Here is a 16,395-nt window from a genome sequence, read left to right as displayed (position 1 = left end):
CAATCAATATTTTACCTATTTTTTAATTGCTTTTATAACAAACGTAACAGGAAGCATACTGGCTTTCTTCGCAAAGCTGTTGTCCTTTGATTTTATTATGTCCTCATCAGATTCTTCAATTAACTGTTCAATGATGAATCCTGCCCGTGCCAGTGCATTGATGTAGGTTGATAATTTACGGTCTGACAGTGACAGCACGCCTTCCCCAACGGAGACGGTATACCATGATTCGTCAAAATAACATTTCTTAAAGACAAGCATATCATCTTCCACTGCGACACATTTATGAATGGGATGTGACCAGCTGAATATAAATACGCCTCCTTTTTTGAGATAAGAAGCGATCCGCCGGAATGTACCATCCAGATCAGTGGTCCAGCCTATACCATACACCGAATAGACGAAATCAAAATAATCCTCTGGCAGCCCGCATTCCTCTTCCATAGACGAGCAAATCAGTTTTGCTGTGAGATTACACATCTTAAGATGCTGCTCTGCTTTATTTATCTGCTCTCTTGTAATATCAATTCCCCATAGTTCAGATGCCCCCCGCTCCCCTATATACTGTAGGGAATGGCCGGTTCCGCAGCCTATTTCCAATACTTTTTTACCGGCTACCTCATCAAAAAAGCGGCACGTTTCTTCTGAAACAAATGAGCCATAAAGCGGAAGTGCCAATGCCCCTAACACCTGGTTTCCTTTTGTACCCCAAAAGAATTTGTTGGTTTTATGAATAGTTTCCCGGTTCAGATCTACTGATACAGCATAGCCAACTTCTCCTGCACCAATAATATTTGTTCTTTGATTCACATCTCTTTCCACTGCGATACCCTCCATTAATACAAGTTTAAAGGTTAAAGGCGGGAATGGGTTCAGCGTAACCCCCTTGTCACGGGCGTGGGATGGTGCTACCCCATGCAATTGTCGGAATGCCCTTGAAAAAGCGGCCTGGGACTCGTACCCATAACGCTGTGCAATATCAATGATCTTATCTCCGTTTTGAATATCACTCACTGCCACGGTTAACCGCCTGCGGCGGATATACTCCGATACTGGAATTTGGGTCAGAAAAGAAAAAATTCTCCGAAACTCCCATTCAGAGCAATTCATAAATTGCGCTGCTGTATTATAGTCAGGTTTTCCCGAAAGATTATTTTCAATATATTCCATTGCCTGGTTCATTTGCTTTTGCCAATCCATCGCCTTACCTCCAGTGGGAATTATATCAGAGAATTGAAAGGGATACTTTGCAGCAGGTGTATTTAAATGCAAAGCCCGTTTTATTTGATATAAGAATTGTATCTGATGTGATCCGCTTTGTCCATCTTTCCTCCTATATCTGAACATGTACTTTAGTAAAAAGAGAGGTATTGAGATTTTCACATCAATCTCAATACCTCTCTTTTTATCTGCTGCTTCTTCTTGCCGAAAAACTATTATAACTCTTTTTCTCTTTTAATGTTCCATCCGCTGTCATCCGATATTTTTTCTTTGTGGCTGATGCCTTTTTTCCCGTTACGGGCTGGTGTGATTCTCTTTTTGATGCTGCATTTGATTTCTGTGAGGCTGGATGGCTTTTTGCCTTTTCTGTACGTCCTGTATCTCTTCTGGGCTGAGTGGTTTTTATTGCCGGAAAGTTGTTTTTTAATGGATAGGGATGATCGCTCACCTCTGTTAATTTTTTTCCAATTAACCGTTCAATATCCTTCAGCTGTTCTTTTTCATCAAAATCACAAAAGGATATTGCTGTTCCGGAAAGACCCGCTCTGCCTGTACGCCCAATCCGGTGTACATATGTCTCAGGAGTATCCGGCAAGTCAAAGTTTATGACATGAGTTAATTCATCAATGTCGATTCCTCTTGCTGCAATATCTGTAGCAAGCAGAATCCGCAGTGTCTTGTCTTTAAAGCAGCTTAGCGCACGCTGACGTGCTCCCTGGGATTTATCCCCGTGAATCGCCTGTGCCGATACGTTACTCCTTGCCAATTGCTTGATCAGACGGTCCGCACCATGCTTTGTACGCACAAAAACCAGGACAGAAACAATCTCTTTGTTTTCCAGAATATGCAAAAGCAGATCTTTTTTACTGCTTTTATCCGTGTAATAGAGATACTGGTTAATGGTATCCACGGTTGAAGATACGGGGGTTATTTTTATTTCCGCTGGATTTTTTAGAATCGTACCTGCCAGTCTGGCAATGTCCGGTGGCATCGTCGCGGAAAAGAGTAATGTCTGCTTCTTAGGGGGTGTTTTAGCTATGATCTTTTTCACATCATTTATAAATCCCATATCCAGCATACGGTCTGCTTCATCCAGGATCAGTATTTTTAAATGATCTATATTGATAAGCTTCTGATCCATGAGTGCCAGCAGTCTGCCCGGAGTTGCCACAAGAATATCAACTCCCTGTTTTAATTCTTCTTCCTGGGGTTTTTGGGATACTCCCCCAAAGACCACACAGCTTTTTAAATTGGTAAACTGTCCGTAGGTATGAAAACTTTCATGAATCTGAAGAGCAAGTTCTCTGGTTGGTGTTATGACAAGCGCTCTAATATTTTGTTTTGAAGTACGAGGGGCATTTTCCTTGCTTAAGAGCTGAAGGGTTGGTATGGCAAATGCGGCCGTCTTTCCAGTACCTGTCTGGGCACAGCCCAATAAATCCCTGCCTTCCAATACAACGGGTATTGCTTTTTCCTGAATCGGTGTGGGAGTTTCGTAATTCTCTTTTTCCAGTGCCTTAATAATATCAGGCATAATCTTTAAATCTTTAAACTGCATGCATTCTCCTCTAGAATCTGTATTGTCTGTCCTAATTCACATTTACTGTGAAATTTTATGCGTTCTCGTAAATTCAATTCCTATATTCTTATTCCTCTTTTCAACTTTACCACAACCAATTTTCTTTTCAGCCTGTAAAAAAGCACCCTTGGATTTCTTCTCTTCCAGTAATTTTTTCATTTTTTCTATATCTTTCATTGACATCTCGTCTTCCTCCAATCATTAATTGATCTATTATCTTTCAAAGGTAAAGGCTCTATTCTTCAAGAATAGAGCCTCTAAAAACGTTTGAAAATAGTTACCTATCTATGGTGTCAGTATACAGAATAAGTGGCTGTTTGTCAAGAATACAGGCTAATTAGTCAATATATGGTATTATTCCACGCCTTTGACAATTGCTCTATTCCTTTAATCAGTTGTTTTTCTGATACATTTCCAAAGCTTAACAAAACCATATTATTAGAATAACATTTCACATCATGCCAGAATATTGATACGGGATAAACCAATACTCCGTATTCCTTTGCACGGTCAATCATTTCTTTCTCCGTTAATCCCTGTGTCGATTCAAGCAGAATATGCAAGCCTGCATGTTTACCGTGAATCACTACTTCGTTGCTCATTAATTCATGTATCAGCCGCACCAGCAGATCATGCTTACGTTTATTTATCACACATAACTTACGTAAATGACTTTCAAAATGACCGGAGTAAATAAATTCATAAAGAATTCGCTGTTGAATTATGGATACAGGCGATTGATATAATTTAAACTCTTCATGATACCGTTTCATCCATTTTTGAGGCAATACCATATAGCTGACCCGTAAACTTGGGGATAAAGACTTGGACATCGTTCCAATATATATAACATTATCATTTCCGGAGACATTGCTGATTGATGGAATAGGTCTTGTATTGTAACGTAATTCACTGTCATAATCATCTTCAATAATTATTCCATTGTTTTTCGCAGCCCACTCCAGCAAAAGGAATCTCTTTTGTATGGGCATAACTGCACCAGTTGGAAATTGATGGGATGGTGTTACATAAATCACCTGAGCTGAGCTTTTTTCTAACTCTTTTACATTTACCCCATCTTTATCAACGCTTACAGAGACCGTATTAAATCCATTATGCTCAAAAATCTCTCTTGCGCCGAAATAGCCAGGCTCTTCAAAAGCAATTTGACTGTAAGTATTGCGGAACAACTGACTTAATAAAGATAAAGCAGACTCTAAACCGGAGCATAAGATAATCTGCTCTGCACTGCAGATAACTCCTCTTGATTTCCTTAAATATTCTGCCAGTTCTTTTCTTAATTGCAGTTCACCCTTGGGATCACTATACATTGTCATATCTTCTGCATTCAATGATGCCAACGCTTTCATTGAAACTTTTCGCCATATGTTTTGAGGGAAGTCCTGTGGACTTAAGTATCCATATTGAAAATTGCAGATAATATTTTCCTGTAATTCTCTTCCTTTATGCTCTGAGGGTAACTCAACATTCTTTCTGTCATTACCCAGGGAAAATATATTATGAATGTTCTGCACATAAAATCCGCTTCCAACTCGGCTTTCAACATATCCTTCTGAAGAAAGCTGCAGGTAAGCTTTCTCTACCGTATTTCTGCCAACTGCAAGTGATTCTGCAAGATAGCGGGTAGATACTAATTTTGAACCCTCAGGCAACTCCCCTCTTATGATCTCATCTCTAAGCTGTTCATAAATTTGTATATAGATAGGAGTTTGTACATTGTTATTTAATATTATCATATTCTCCTCCAACTGTATCCTCCAAATAGTTCATAATTGGTTCTTCCATACATGCCAATTTAATAATATACTTATATTGCAAAAATGTCAATTTACAAAACTACAGGAGGTTTTATATGTCCAACGAAAAATTATATGAAGTTATCAGACACGAAGGTGTAGTAGCAATTGTATCCAGCGGAACTGACGAACCACATGTCGTTAATACATGGAATTCATATGTTGTCATAGAAAACAACAAAATCCTTATCCCTGCTGCCGGGATGCGCAAAACCCAAAAGAACATCGGACATAATAATCGTGTATTGGTCACATTAGGAAGCAAAGAAGTAATGGGGCACAAACATATGGGAGCAGGATTTCTGATCAATGGAACCGCAGATTTTCTGGAATCTGGCTCAGAATTTGATATGATGAAAGAAAAATTTCCATTTCTGACCAGAGTTCTGGAAATTACAATTGAAACAGTGAAACAAACAATTTAGACCTGAATAACTATAAGTAACAACTTTTTCGGGAGTTTTAAAGGGGCGCTAGTTACAGCCGCAGAATTAACCCTTTAAAACTCCCGACTTTTTTATATCAGGCATATTTTTATGGAGATTATATCACTTTTCTGCAAATTCAGGATCGCAGATTTTACCAACAATGATTATTGCTATGGCATAGATTGTAAATGTAAATACAAATGGTAAACGGCGGTCTATACTGGACAGCAAGCCTGCCAGATAACCAAAGGGAGATGCAAATGCAATGGTAAAGGACATAATAAGAGCATTAATACGAGCCCGTTCATCGGGATTGATGTTTAGCTGAAGCAAGGCATCTTTGCGGGGCATTACAAGTCCGCCTGCCACCGCTCCAACAAAAACATAGACGATAATAAACGGCATACTGCTGCCAATGGGAGTCAGGATCAGGAGAACAGAGCAAGCGGCATATAATACAAGACCGATCCACATTGGTATCCGAAATTTCACAGATTCCAAACGGTGCTGTACACCAATCATGAAAATCAGCATTACAGCGGCATTTAAAATCGGGAAAAAAGCAAGATAACGGTCTGCAATTCCCAGCCTTTGCGTCACATACAGACTAAAGAAGCTGGTGTTTACCAGATTTGCTATATGTAATATAACACAGACAATCAGCACTTTTACAATCTCTTTATTCATCAGTACTTTTGGTATTAAGTCCTTATATTCATAAATCATATGAAAGACAGAGGTGTTTTTCGTTTCAGCCATACGGATCTTCCCCTGCCGGGTTTCTTCACAATACCGGAACGTAATAATTACTTTAATCATCATATTCACAGCAAAAACAACATATAGGACACGTACAACCGGAACCACGGAAAAGGTATTGATCAGCAATCCAGAGATTGGTGCAAAGAAGATTGCAATCAGCCCGCCAATATTTACCCATGTATAGATTCCGATTAAATCCCTGGAGTCTGCATCTTCGATAAGCAGACAGTACCACGCAGTCTGGTTAATCTGTTCAAAACTGTTAAATAAAACCGCTGTTAAAAAGAACCAGAAATTTCCAGAAACCGCCCATATGAGGCAGGCTACACCCCAGCCAAAGAAATCCCCCATCATGGTTGTGAACTTACGTCCCAGCTTATCAGTGAGGATACCTCCAATAAAAGAAAAAAGCACCTGAACAACCATGGAAACCGATAAAATCAAACCAATCTGAACGTCTGTGATTCCCTGTGTGTACATATATAATGTGGCAAAAGGTGCAATCAAATTATAGGGAATTCCCCAGAGAGGCTCCATTAAAATCAGAGTTTTCGGATTTCCCTTGTTATTCTTTAACAATTCAATCAGTGGATGCTTTAACAACGAATTCTTCATTTTGTGATCGTTTCCTTCTTCACATTTACTTTAACTCAAAATAATCCATAACCGATGTTTCCTGGAATCCGCAGGATTTGTACAAGTTGAGAGCCGTTCCATTTTCCGCAGCTACCTGAAGCATCACCTCTGTGGCTTTTGCATCTTTCAGCTTTTCTACCCCAAAAGTGAGAATTGCCCTTCCAAACCCGTTCCCCCTAAACTCAGGCAATACACCAAGCCCATAGATTCCGCCAGTACCACCATCAGACATCTGAAGATTCACCTTCCCGATTATCCTATCTTCCTTTTCTGCGATATAGATCGTCATGCCTCGTTTTTCTTCCTCTTCGGGCAGAAGAATGCCACGATCTTCAGAATCCTCATTTTCTTCTTCCGAATCATCTCCAAAATAAACCATGTTTTGCCGGGTTATCTCTGAAGCGTCTGCATTAACAGCTTTTCTGAATGTGATGCCAGAAGGCTGCTGTTTTTCCAACGTCTCATAAGATTTATGATTCAGATACATTTCAAATTCGGAAAATTTATAAACAGCGCTGATTTTTTTTAAAAATCCCTGACCGGAAATGGATTTTTTATCACACAATGCCAGAATCTCTTCTGCATTTCTTTTTCTGCATTCTGCAACCACCAATTCCATCAATTTTGAAAAAATCCCCTGACGTCTGTACTCAGGGTGTACCATTCCGGTAATCTCCAATGGTTGTGTTATTCCTCCAAAACTGCATATCCCCATATATCCGATTAATTCTTCACCGTTAAAGTACATGAATTCATTTATATCAGAAATCAGGGTATCCGCCGTTCTGTTTTGGGCATCACTCAGTTTATAGTCCAGCTCAAGCTTCAGAGTGATTTGATCGTTCCGGGCGCATTGTATCTCAAGCATGTGAATTAATTCATAATCATTCTGGTCAAGATTGCTTTTTAACTTCAAATAGGCGCCTTTAATTGCTTTAACCATATATCATTCTCCCTTAAAATTCAGATATCATATCGTGACTCATTAACAGAGTTTCTTTTGTCAGACAAAAAGGCAGAACCAGACGTCAAACGGATGAATTTTATTGATGAGTCGCCATAAAACAGCTCTCCTCACCAAGTTATACTTCATCTTCTTTGTGTCTGCTCCTGCCTTTTTTATTTTGCCAGATTTAACTGATTCACTTTACCATATGATATCCAGACCAATATGTAGCAATTATACTTGCCAGAAACAGATTAAAAAGACCATATCCAAAAAACAGTCCGGTCAAAAACCTCCTGATATTGGTGCTTTCATATTTAGTCAGTAACTGAATGCCACCGTCAAGTATCATGGGAATCAAGAAAATCAAAGCATATAAGATTGGTGGGTGATACATTGCATAGGTAAATCCTAACAATAGAATCCCCACCAATTCACCGGTACATCTTGCACAAATAGGAAATTGCTTTCCATTCAGAAAAAATGAACGTTCCGCCCTGCAATGGCAGCCAAAGAAAATTGGAAGCCATCGATAGAAAAAACCACTCATAACAAGTAGGGCCGCCGGATTTAATAACCCGCCATAGCACCAAGAAGTCCCAGTCCAAACATTAATGCATAAAAAAGAATCATGCAAACAACGCTGATTAATGCGCCAATACCTGCTGCTTTCGCAGTCTTTGGTTTTGAATCTTTCCAAACCAGAAACAGAATTAATCCTACTAATGGAATACAGCAGCCTAAAAGTCCCCACCCAAAACCGCCATTATCAACCACTTGAGGAGCCTGTGCCACACCACAATGTGGACAGATGGCTGCTTTGTCATCAATCTCTTTTGAACAATTTTTACAATACATCTTTTGTATCCTCCACTTATATATAATAATAATTTAAAATTAGAAGCAAATTGGATTTCTTCTAATATAATAAAATATACCATATTTTGACATATTATTCCATAATGTTTTGCATGATTACAAAAAAACGTCACAATTACTATTGTTCTTGCATTTTCTGCCACTAATCTGCAACATACCGTAACATTTTTCCGATTGTAAATATATTAAATCTATTATTATCTCAACATTACCAGTACTTTTCTGCATTATGTAAGTCGGATACACCTCATAATAATACTGGAACATATTAATAGTAAAACCATATATTTATAATTTTTTTAATAGTTTCGATTTTCATATTGACAGTTGATCATATATTCAATTATAATACAATTGAAGGATCATTCAACAGTCAATATTTGCTTTAATGATAAAAGGAAGGAAGGTTATTAATATGGCACACAATCATGAACATTCCCACAGCCATTCCCATGATCATGCACACGAGCATGAAGGCGGAGAGTTAAACAAGAGAAAAATCATACAGCTGATATCAGGTATCATTCTGTTTGCAGCAGGTCTGTTACTGAAAAAAGCGTTCCCAGATGAGGTCACATATCACTTTGCTATATTTGGACTTAGCTATTTAATACTTGGAGGAGAGGTTGTCTGGCAGGCGTTTAAAAATATTACCAAAGGCCAGATTTTTGATGAAAACTTTCTGATGAGTGTTGCAACAATCGGAGCATTTGCAATTGGTGATTTCCCAGAGGGTGTTGCAGTAATGCTTTTTTATCAGATCGGTGAGTATTTTCAGGATGCCGCAGTGCAAAAGTCAAAAAAATCCATTACATCACTTATGGATATCCGCCCCGATTACGCCAATTTAAAGCGGGGAAATGATACAGAAAAGGTTGCGCCTGACACGGTTAAAATTGGTGATATCATTTTGATTCGCCCAGGCGAAAAGATCCCGTTAGACGGATCGGTATTAGATGGCGAATCCATGTTAGACACCAGCGCACTAACCGGGGAATCGGTTCCCCGTTCTGTGAAAGCAGGGGAAGCGGTGCTGGCAGGTTGCATTAATCAAAGCGGTGTTCTGACGGTGGAGGTAACCCGGGAATTTGGCGAATCAACCGTTGCAAAGATTATTGATCTGGTAGAAAATGCCAGCAGCAAAAAAGCGCCCTCTGAAAACTTTATCACAACCTTTTCACGTTACTATACGCCGGTCGTGGTGGGGCTCGCACTTCTGCTGGCCGTCATTCCTCCGCTGTTCTTTGGTGGTACCTGGACGGAGTGGATTAACCGCGGACTCATCTTCCTTGTAATTTCCTGCCCCTGTGCACTGGTTATTTCAATCCCCCTTGGATTTTTCGGGGGGATCGGAGCTGCTTCCAAACGGGGCATCCTGGTAAAGGGCAGCAACTATCTGGAGGCGCTTAACAATCTGGATACTGTTGTGTTTGATAAAACTGGTACACTTACCAAAGGTGTTTTCGAAGTCACAGGCCTGTACCCTGCCGGTGAAACGACTAAAGAGCAGCTGTTGGAATACGCAGCAAAAGCTGAAAGCTTTTCCAACCACCCCATTGCACGTTCCATTATGAAAGCATATGGCGGTGAAATAGAAAAGGAAGCTCTGCGTGATTATGAAGAAATTTCCGGTCATGGCATCCGTGTCACATCGGATGAATCGGTGATTCTTGCCGGAAATGATAAACTGATGAAGCGTGAAAACATTGACTTCCAGCAAAATGATGAAATTGGTACGAAGGTGTATGTGGCTGTAAATGGAATCTTTGCCGGAGCAATTGTTATTGCCGACGAAATTAAGGCCGACAGCCGTTCGGCAATTGCACGCCTTAAGGATGCCGGAGTACGAAAGACTGTCATGCTGACCGGAGATAATGTACAGATTGCTGAGGCAATTGCAAATGAGCTGGGTCTTAGTGAGGTCCATGCCCAGCTGCTTCCCGATCAAAAAGTGGAACAGGTTGAAATTTTAGATAAGAACAAACCTGCAAAGGGCAAGCTGGCTTTTGTAGGAGACGGCATTAATGATGCACCAGTCCTGGCGCGTGCGGATATTGGCATTGCCATGGGCGGTCTGGGCTCGGATGCTGCCATTGAAGCGGCAGACGTAGTACTGATGACGGATGAACCCACAAAGCTTGTGGAAGCCATTGCAATTGCACGCAAAACAAAACGGATCGTGTGGCAGAATATTGCGTTTGCACTTGGAGTAAAAGGCATCATCCTTTTGTTTGGCGCCTTCGGTATTGCCACTATGTGGGAAGCGGTTTTCGCAGATGTGGGCGTATCACTGATTGCAATTCTCAACGCAATGCGGGTGTTGCGGACAAAAGACTGATTTTACAGGAGGTGCTATGAATAGCACCTCCAAAAAAATCTGTATAGAGGATCGAAGATCTGATAGAAAGGGGTAACAATATGAATCCATTAAACATGTTAGGTTTTATTGTATTGATCTTGTTTTATGGCAGTTACTTATGTAAACAAGTTTTGTTAAAAAGGAAGGGCATTGATACAAACCGCCTTGGCCGCGGCAATAAGCCAGCACGTACATTCATAATTGAAACGGCTCTTAAGCTTGCAACTTTTTCCATGGCAGCCGTGCAGATAATCAGCCTCCTGGTGATGGAAAAAGGTTATCTGGTACTGACATCTCCAATTATCCGCTTTACCGGAATCAGTATCGCTTTCCTGGGCACTGGTGTATTTATTACAGCCATGGTATGCATGAAAACCAGTTGGCGGGCGGGTATTGATGCGATCCAGCGCACATCACTGGTAAAAAGCGGAATTTACCGCATCAGCCGCAATCCGGCTTTTCTGGGTTTTGACCTGTTCTATATAGGCTTTGGACTTGCTTTTTCCAATCCTGTCCAGTTAATGTTCACGCTGTTGTGTGTGGCGGTGCTCCATCTACAGATTCTTGAGGAGGAACGGTTTCTTCCTACTGCTTTCGGCACAGCTTATGAAGAATATAAACAGGTCACTGCGCGGTATTTTTTGTTTTTTTAGAAAGGGCATGCTTACTATTCCATCGATAATAGATACGCTCCAAAGACTGGGCCATACGATTCATGAATGAACTCCCAGTCTTCTTTATATAGTAATACTGAGCAAAATTTTTATTATTATGAGTTTGTGCATGACAGGAATATTGTTCTTCCCTGCTACGAAACATCTCTTTCAGTTCCTCTATATTCAACCTGTGATACGTTTCATTAAATACCACAAAACGTTTCTCAAAACGCTGGGAGTGAACCCGTTTAAAATTGTTTGGGTAATATCCCATGGGAACTACCATCAAGGGCACTACATATTCCGGAAGGTTTAAAAATTCTGCCAGTTCTTTTTCATTTACCAGCGATGAACCCACATAGCAGCTCCCTATTCCCAGACTCTCTGCTGCTATCACAGCGCTATGTGCCGCTATCATAGTGTCCTCAAATGCGAGAAGCAGATCGGCCGGGCCGGGTGGATGATAGGCAATTCCCTCTTCCCTGGCATATTCAGGTACCCCGTTCATTTCGTAATAGTTATACCATTTATACTGATCTGCCAAAAATACCAGAACAGTTGGTGCTGCAGCAATAAATTTCTGCTGATTGCAAAGTTCCGCAATCCTCTCCTTTGCTTTCTGATCTTCAATCTTTAAGACGGAATACAACATTTGGTTTCCGGCAGTAGGGGAACTTAAAGCTGCACTTAATATTGCTTCCATATCTTCTTCCCGAATGGTCTCTGGTGCATAACGCCTTAAAGATACTCTTTCTTTCCACAAATCAATCATTAAATTCTTCTCCTTCCCCTTCAAGAGGGGTCATAAACACTCTTAAAGCCCGAAACGCTCTGCCGCCACTTAAGCCTCCGCCGAACACATGGCCTCCGGCAGTCGCACATGCCGCATGAATATGTACAAACAGAGGACTGTCCTTATCTGGATAAACATCTTCCAGATCCGGGTCCATCTGTTCGATCGGCATAACTTCTCCACACATGCTGATAATCTCTGCTGCACCGCTGACAGGCGTTTTACCGCATCGCAGGGGTAAATGGTTCTGAGTGGGAGCCGTAAATACCATATCGATCACGCTCCCCACAGCCCCTGTGATGTATACGTTTTTCCAGCCATGATCCAGAATATATTCGGTAATTACAGTCTTAATATCCTGTCCCTGCTTTACCGTTACTTCATACAATTGCTTCATCATATTATTTTTTCACCTTTATAAGCCATAAACATCTTTTTCTATCTCAAAAAAGTCCAGAGCAATACCGCACATCGTTTTTATTCCTACAGACAAAGCTTTCCGGTCCACTGTAAACTTACTGCTGTGTATGGGCGTGAATTCTTTTCCTTCGCTTCGGCATCCGATCCTGACAAAAACACCAGGATACCTATCTTTGATAAACGCGAAATCTTCTGCTCCCATGGTGACGATATCTAACATCTTTACATGATCTTCTCCTAAAAGCCGGTCTGCCATTCTTTTTGTCCTCTCCACCCAGAGATCATCGTTTCGAAACGGAGGCGGTCCCTCCTCAAAACGGACATCCGCCTCTGCCCGACCCGCTTGTGCCACTTTTGTGCAGACTTCCACGATTCTGGCAGACAAACGCCCTCTTGTTTCTTTGGTCAGCGCTCTTAGAGTTCCTTTTAGCCTCACATGATCCGGAATCACATTGTAGGTATCTCCGTCACTGTGGATACTGCAGACAGAGATCACTGCTGAATCAAACGCACTTACTTCTCTTGCAACCAGATTTTGAAGCTGTATGATTATATCCGATGCAATCACAACCGGATCGATGGTGGTATACGGATGAGCTCCATGTCCGCCTTTTCCTAATACCGTAACGTCAAAATGATCTGCGCTGGCAAGTGTGATTCCCGTTTTTAATCCGATATCACCGGCATATAAATCAGGCATTACATGGCAGGCCGCCACACCTTCTATATTATCAAAATCAATCTCTTTTGAGAGAAATAAAGACTTTGCTCCTTTTAGTATTTCCTCAGCAGGCTGAAAAAAGAAATAAATGGTACCGGAAAAATACTTTTTATATTGCTTCATGGTTCGCAAAGTCCCAAGTAAAATAGCGGTATGGGCATCGTGTCCGCATGCATGCATCACCCCTGTATTTTTGCTTTTGGGGTAGTGATCCGGATCTTCGTTTACTGGGAGGGCATCCATGTCTCCTCTTAAAAGGAGACAATGTTTCGTCCCTTCCTTTTCTCCTTTTAACACTGCTACCAGACCCGTTTTTCCAATTGATAGAATTTCGTCGCAGTCATCCTGTTCTGACAGTTCTTTCCGAATTAACCGGCTTGTCTCATATTCTTCCATTCCCAGCTCCGGGTTTTCATGAATGACTTTATATATTTCATAGATATTTGCCTCTATATCAGATATCAGTTTGAGTATGTTCAATGTCGTATCCTCATATCCAGAAAAGCGGACTCTGTGAAGAATCCGCCTTTTACATTAAGTTTCCGTTTATTTTAAATAATCTGGCAGAATCCAAAACGAACTCTGGGTCTTTATAAATTCTTTGAATTCTTCGGACTGATACGCTGCTTTCACATCTTGAACCCAGGCCTCATCCTTATGCTTACCATTTACTATTATCTGCATCATATTATCAGGAAGAATGTCCTTCTGGGATTCTGCTGCCAGAGCGGTACCAAAATCTATCCCTGCATTATAAGCATCAGAACCTCTGAGAATAATAAATGCAAAATCTGTTCTCACGCCTGCAATGGTACCGCCTTTCATTTCTACAAATTCCAGTTTATGAGGGTTTTCCTTAATATCTGCAAGAGTATACTTGGTAGGCTCAATACCTTCGTTCATCGTAATAAATCCGATCTCACTTAAAAGCTGCAGTGAACGGGCTTCATTGGAAGCGTCATTTGGGAATGCAATCTTATCGCCGTCTGCAACGTTATCAAGTTTATCTTTGGAACCGCTGTAAATCCCCGTAGGAACTGTAGGTATGGCAAGAACTGCAGTCAGTTCAGTCCCCTGGTCTTTATTGAAATTGTTAATGTAGGCAGTATGCGCATCCACATGCATATCAATTTCATCCTCACTTAATGCGATTTCCCTCTGAACGGAATCTGTGATTTCTACCGGCGTAAATTTGTAGCCTTTCTTTTCCAGAATGGGGACAATTCCTGCTTCAAATAAATCACTGGTTGCGGTAGGCATTCTTCTGTATTTGATTTCCGGATGATCTTTGGCACCGGCTGCCTCACTGGCTGCTTCTGTCTCCGCCTTTGAAGATTCCGCCTGCGTCGTGGTTGTTTCCGGCTGATCCGCCTTTGTTGCAGGAGCTGCTGTTTTAGATCCTGCGCAGCCGCTTAAGGAAGAAGCGAGGATCGCACCTGCTGCAATTGTTACTAATCTCTTGTGTAATTTTCTCATAATTTTCTCTCCTTTTAATTATGTCTTAGTTCACGGGCAATCACATTGCCCAGACTCTGTATCAGCTGTACAATAACCACCAGTATAATTACGGTCACAATCATTAACGGCATGTTAAGCCTTTCATATCCATAAGTAAGCGCCAGATTTCCAACTCCGCCTGCACCAATGGCTCCTGCCATGGCCGTGGCACCCAGAAGCCCGATGGTTCCAGTGGTTAAAGCAAGAATGAGAGAAGCTTTTGCCTCCGGTATAAGAAAATACCAGATCACCTGGGGAGTGGTGGCACCCATGGACTGGGCGGCTTCAATGATTCCCGTATTGACTTCCAATAAAGAGCTTTCGAAAAGCCGGGCAAGATAAGGGGCGATATGGACGATTAATGGAATGAGGGCTGCTATCGTACCGACCCTCGTACCAACCACCAGTTTTGTAAGAGGCATGATGGCAACCATCATTATGATAAACGGCACACTTCGCACAATATTAACCGTGGTACTGAAAATAAAAAATATGATTCTGTTTTCCAGAAGTCCATCAGGTCTTGTAAGTACCAGAATAATAGCCAGAATCATTCCGAGAATCGCACCCGCAGCCAGAGACCAGCCGACCATGTATAGGGTCTGGGAAGCGGCAAGTGCTATGGTTGAACCCGGAACCTTTAAATAATTTTCAATCATACTGCCACCTCCTCATATTCATAGTTCTCTCTCAGATATACCAGCACTTCTTCGATTTCTTCCCTTGTTCCCTTAATCTGCAGACCTATAATGGTGAGAACGGAACCCTGCATCTCATTTACTGACAGAAAGAGTGTTTTTATCTCTGCGGTAAAGTTCTCTCTTAAGCCTGGTGTAAAGGTATCACACACATTCCCGTCTAAACACCGTATCTTCACAATTTTCGAATTTCCTTTTTCTGCCGCTGCCGCTTCAAAAATGGTTTCTGGAATGGACTGGTCTACCACTGTATCCACAAATGCCTTTGTAAGGGGCTGCACTGGCTTTGCAAAAACTTCCTTTACCTTTCCCATTTCCACAACACAGCCATCTTCCATGACTGCTACCTTGTTGCATATTTTCTGTACGATATTAATCTGGTGAGTGATGATCATAATTGTTATATTCAGTTCCTGGTTGACTTTCTTTAAAAGATTCAAGATGGAATCAGTTGTTTTCGGATCCAGCGCACTGGTTGGCTCATCACACAAAAGAATACTTGGATTGGTTGTCAGTGCTCTGGCAATCCCCACTCTCTGTTTCTGGCCCCCTGACAATTTTCCGGGATATGTATCTGCCTTATCCGTCAGCTCTACAAATTCCAGTATTTCCTTCACCCTTTTTTTAATTTCTTCCTTTGGCGTATGGTTCAGGATCAGAGGCATGGCCACATTTTCATAAACGGTTTTTGCATTTACCAGATTAAATTGCTGAAAAATCATGGATATTCCTTTTCTGGCTTTTCTCAGCTCATTTCCTCTCAGTTCATTGATCACAACTCCATTTACCACTACCTTACCAGATGTGGGCCGTTCCAAAGCATTTACCATTCGGATCAAGGTGGATTTTCCGGCTCCGCTGTAACCTACCACCCCGAAGATGTCCCCCTCATCCACGGTCAGATTAATGTTTTTACAGGCATTCACCTGAATTTTCCTGCTGTTGAAGGTTTTCTCTACGTTTTCAAATTGAATGATCATCTG

At 41.2% G+C, this 16,395-nt stretch carries 17 protein-coding genes; 3 read left to right on the top strand and 14 right to left on the bottom strand.

The genetic code is table 11. The annotated features are described in order from the left end of the window. Nucleotides 1–15: 15 nt before the first annotated feature. The 4 genes from BXY41_RS01890 to pdxR all read right to left on the bottom strand — a co-directional run bounded on the left by BXY41_RS01890 (nt 16) and on the right by pdxR (nt 4,557). Nucleotides 16–1,200, bottom strand: a complete 1,185-nt coding sequence (locus BXY41_RS01890) for a helix-turn-helix domain-containing protein (RefSeq protein ID WP_104433992.1) — start codon at nt 1,198–1,200, stop codon at nt 16–18. 205 nt (nt 1,201–1,405) lie between these two features. After that, nucleotides 1,406–2,779 (bottom strand): DEAD/DEAH box helicase, encoded by a 1,374-nt coding sequence (locus BXY41_RS01885; protein ID WP_104433990.1) that lies wholly within the window; start codon nt 2,777–2,779, stop codon nt 1,406–1,408. Nucleotides 2,780–2,821: 42 nt separating this feature from the next. Beyond that, on the bottom strand, nt 2,822–2,983 hold the full coding sequence (locus tag BXY41_RS26600; protein ID WP_170072144.1) for a hypothetical protein: 162 nt from the start codon (nt 2,981–2,983) through the stop codon (nt 2,822–2,824). Nucleotides 2,984–3,141: 158 nt separating this feature from the next. Continuing rightward, nucleotides 3,142–4,557, bottom strand: coding sequence for a MocR-like pyridoxine biosynthesis transcription factor PdxR (gene pdxR, locus BXY41_RS01880; protein ID WP_104433988.1), 1,416 nt, complete (start codon nt 4,555–4,557; stop codon nt 3,142–3,144). Between the two features lie 116 nt (nt 4,558–4,673). On the opposite strand from pdxR, the gene BXY41_RS01875 reads away from it, so the two are divergent. After that, on the top strand, nt 4,674–5,042 hold the full coding sequence (locus BXY41_RS01875; protein WP_104433986.1) for a pyridoxamine 5'-phosphate oxidase family protein: 369 nt from the start codon (nt 4,674–4,676) through the stop codon (nt 5,040–5,042). Nucleotides 5,043–5,165: 123 nt separating this feature from the next. On the opposite strand, the gene BXY41_RS01870 is transcribed toward BXY41_RS01875, so the two are convergent. The 4 genes from BXY41_RS01870 to BXY41_RS01855 form a co-directional block, all read right to left on the bottom strand. Beyond that, nucleotides 5,166–6,422, bottom strand: coding sequence for an MFS transporter (locus BXY41_RS01870; RefSeq protein WP_104433984.1), 1,257 nt, complete (start codon nt 6,420–6,422; stop codon nt 5,166–5,168). Nucleotides 6,423–6,447: 25 nt separating this feature from the next. Beyond that, entirely contained in the window at nt 6,448–7,386 is a 939-nt protein-coding gene (locus BXY41_RS01865; RefSeq protein ID WP_104433982.1) for a GNAT family N-acetyltransferase, read from the bottom strand. A 199-nt stretch (nt 7,387–7,585) separates the two neighbouring features. Then, nucleotides 7,586–7,939, bottom strand: coding sequence for a DUF2085 domain-containing protein (locus BXY41_RS01860; RefSeq protein ID WP_104433980.1), 354 nt, complete (start codon nt 7,937–7,939; stop codon nt 7,586–7,588). A gap of 20 nt (nt 7,940–7,959) precedes the next feature. Beyond that, nucleotides 7,960–8,247, bottom strand: a complete 288-nt coding sequence (locus BXY41_RS01855) for a zinc-ribbon domain-containing protein (RefSeq protein ID WP_104433978.1) — start codon at nt 8,245–8,247, stop codon at nt 7,960–7,962. 436 nt (nt 8,248–8,683) lie between these two features. On the opposite strand from BXY41_RS01855, the gene BXY41_RS01850 reads away from it, so the two are divergent. Both BXY41_RS01850 and BXY41_RS01845 read left to right on the top strand, forming a co-directional pair. Beyond that, nucleotides 8,684–10,606, top strand: a complete 1,923-nt coding sequence (locus tag BXY41_RS01850) for a heavy metal translocating P-type ATPase (RefSeq protein ID WP_349699677.1) — start codon at nt 8,684–8,686, stop codon at nt 10,604–10,606. Between the two features lie 80 nt (nt 10,607–10,686). Then, on the top strand, nt 10,687–11,280 hold the full coding sequence (locus BXY41_RS01845; protein WP_104433974.1) for a methyltransferase family protein: 594 nt from the start codon (nt 10,687–10,689) through the stop codon (nt 11,278–11,280). Here BXY41_RS01845 and BXY41_RS01840 read toward each other — a convergent pair. From BXY41_RS01840 to BXY41_RS01815, 6 genes are all read right to left on the bottom strand, one after another. Next, entirely contained in the window at nt 11,252–12,055 is an 804-nt protein-coding gene (locus tag BXY41_RS01840; protein WP_104433972.1) for a nitroreductase family protein, read from the bottom strand. The genes BXY41_RS01845 and BXY41_RS01840 overlap by 29 nt on opposite strands. Then, on the bottom strand, nt 12,048–12,476 hold the full coding sequence (locus BXY41_RS01835) for a PCC domain-containing protein (protein ID WP_104433970.1): 429 nt from the start codon (nt 12,474–12,476) through the stop codon (nt 12,048–12,050). The genes BXY41_RS01840 and BXY41_RS01835 overlap by 8 nt, the downstream gene beginning before the upstream one ends. 15 nt (nt 12,477–12,491) lie before the next feature. Further along, nucleotides 12,492–13,697 carry a M20 metallopeptidase family protein gene (locus BXY41_RS01830; RefSeq protein ID WP_104433968.1) on the bottom strand — a complete coding sequence of 402 codons (1,206 nt, stop codon included), beginning with the start codon at nt 13,695–13,697 and terminating at the stop codon, nt 12,492–12,494. A gap of 66 nt (nt 13,698–13,763) precedes the next feature. Next, complete coding sequence (locus tag BXY41_RS01825; protein ID WP_104433966.1) at nt 13,764–14,693, bottom strand: MetQ/NlpA family ABC transporter substrate-binding protein; 930 nt, start codon at nt 14,691–14,693, stop codon at nt 13,764–13,766. Nucleotides 14,694–14,707: 14 nt separating this feature from the next. Continuing rightward, nucleotides 14,708–15,373 (bottom strand): methionine ABC transporter permease, encoded by a 666-nt coding sequence (locus BXY41_RS01820; protein ID WP_104433964.1) that lies wholly within the window; start codon nt 15,371–15,373, stop codon nt 14,708–14,710. Beyond that, nucleotides 15,370–16,392, bottom strand: a complete 1,023-nt coding sequence (locus tag BXY41_RS01815) for a methionine ABC transporter ATP-binding protein (protein ID WP_242980013.1) — start codon at nt 16,390–16,392, stop codon at nt 15,370–15,372. Before BXY41_RS01815 ends, BXY41_RS01820 begins: the two co-directional genes overlap by 4 nt. Between the last annotated feature and the right edge of the window lie 3 nt (nt 16,393–16,395).

Origin of the sequence: Lacrimispora xylanisolvens (assembly GCF_002934545.1) — a bacterium.
In the GTDB taxonomy this organism is placed as follows: Bacteria; Bacillota; Clostridia; order Lachnospirales; family Lachnospiraceae; genus Lacrimispora; species Lacrimispora xylanisolvens.
Note: the sequence above shows the minus strand (reverse complement) of the source record. Positions and strands in the feature narration are given on the sequence as shown.

Coding starts and splice junctions, on each gene's coding strand:
- BXY41_RS01855 (WP_104433978.1), bottom strand. CDS start 8,247: ATGTATTGTAAAAATTGTTCAAAAGAGATTGATGACAAAGCAGCCATC.
- BXY41_RS01865 (WP_104433982.1), bottom strand. CDS start 7,386: ATGGTTAAAGCAATTAAAGGCGCCTATTTGAAGTTAAAAAGCAATCTT.
- BXY41_RS01820 (WP_104433964.1), bottom strand. CDS start 15,373: ATGATTGAAAATTATTTAAAGGTTCCGGGTTCAACCATAGCACTTGCC.
- BXY41_RS01815 (WP_242980013.1), bottom strand. CDS start 16,392: ATGATCATTCAATTTGAAAACGTAGAGAAAACCTTCAACAGCAGGAAA.
- BXY41_RS01875 (WP_104433986.1), top strand. CDS start 4,674: ATGTCCAACGAAAAATTATATGAAGTTATCAGACACGAAGGTGTAGTA.
- BXY41_RS01825 (WP_104433966.1), bottom strand. CDS start 14,693: ATGAGAAAATTACACAAGAGATTAGTAACAATTGCAGCAGGTGCGATC.
- BXY41_RS26600 (WP_170072144.1), bottom strand. CDS start 2,983: ATGTCAATGAAAGATATAGAAAAAATGAAAAAATTACTGGAAGAGAAG.
- BXY41_RS01840 (WP_104433972.1), bottom strand. CDS start 12,055: ATGATTGATTTGTGGAAAGAAAGAGTATCTTTAAGGCGTTATGCACCA.
- BXY41_RS01850 (WP_349699677.1), top strand. CDS start 8,684: ATGGCACACAATCATGAACATTCCCACAGCCATTCCCATGATCATGCA.
- BXY41_RS01870 (WP_104433984.1), bottom strand. CDS start 6,422: ATGAAGAATTCGTTGTTAAAGCATCCACTGATTGAATTGTTAAAGAAT.
- BXY41_RS01835 (WP_104433970.1), bottom strand. CDS start 12,476: ATGATGAAGCAATTGTATGAAGTAACGGTAAAGCAGGGACAGGATATT.
- BXY41_RS01860 (WP_104433980.1), bottom strand. CDS start 7,939: ATGAGTGGTTTTTTCTATCGATGGCTTCCAATTTTCTTTGGCTGCCAT.
- BXY41_RS01845 (WP_104433974.1), top strand. CDS start 10,687: ATGAATCCATTAAACATGTTAGGTTTTATTGTATTGATCTTGTTTTAT.
- BXY41_RS01890 (WP_104433992.1), bottom strand. CDS start 1,200: ATGGATTGGCAAAAGCAAATGAACCAGGCAATGGAATATATTGAAAAT.
- BXY41_RS01885 (WP_104433990.1), bottom strand. CDS start 2,779: ATGCAGTTTAAAGATTTAAAGATTATGCCTGATATTATTAAGGCACTG.
- pdxR (WP_104433988.1), bottom strand. CDS start 4,557: ATGATAATATTAAATAACAATGTACAAACTCCTATCTATATACAAATT.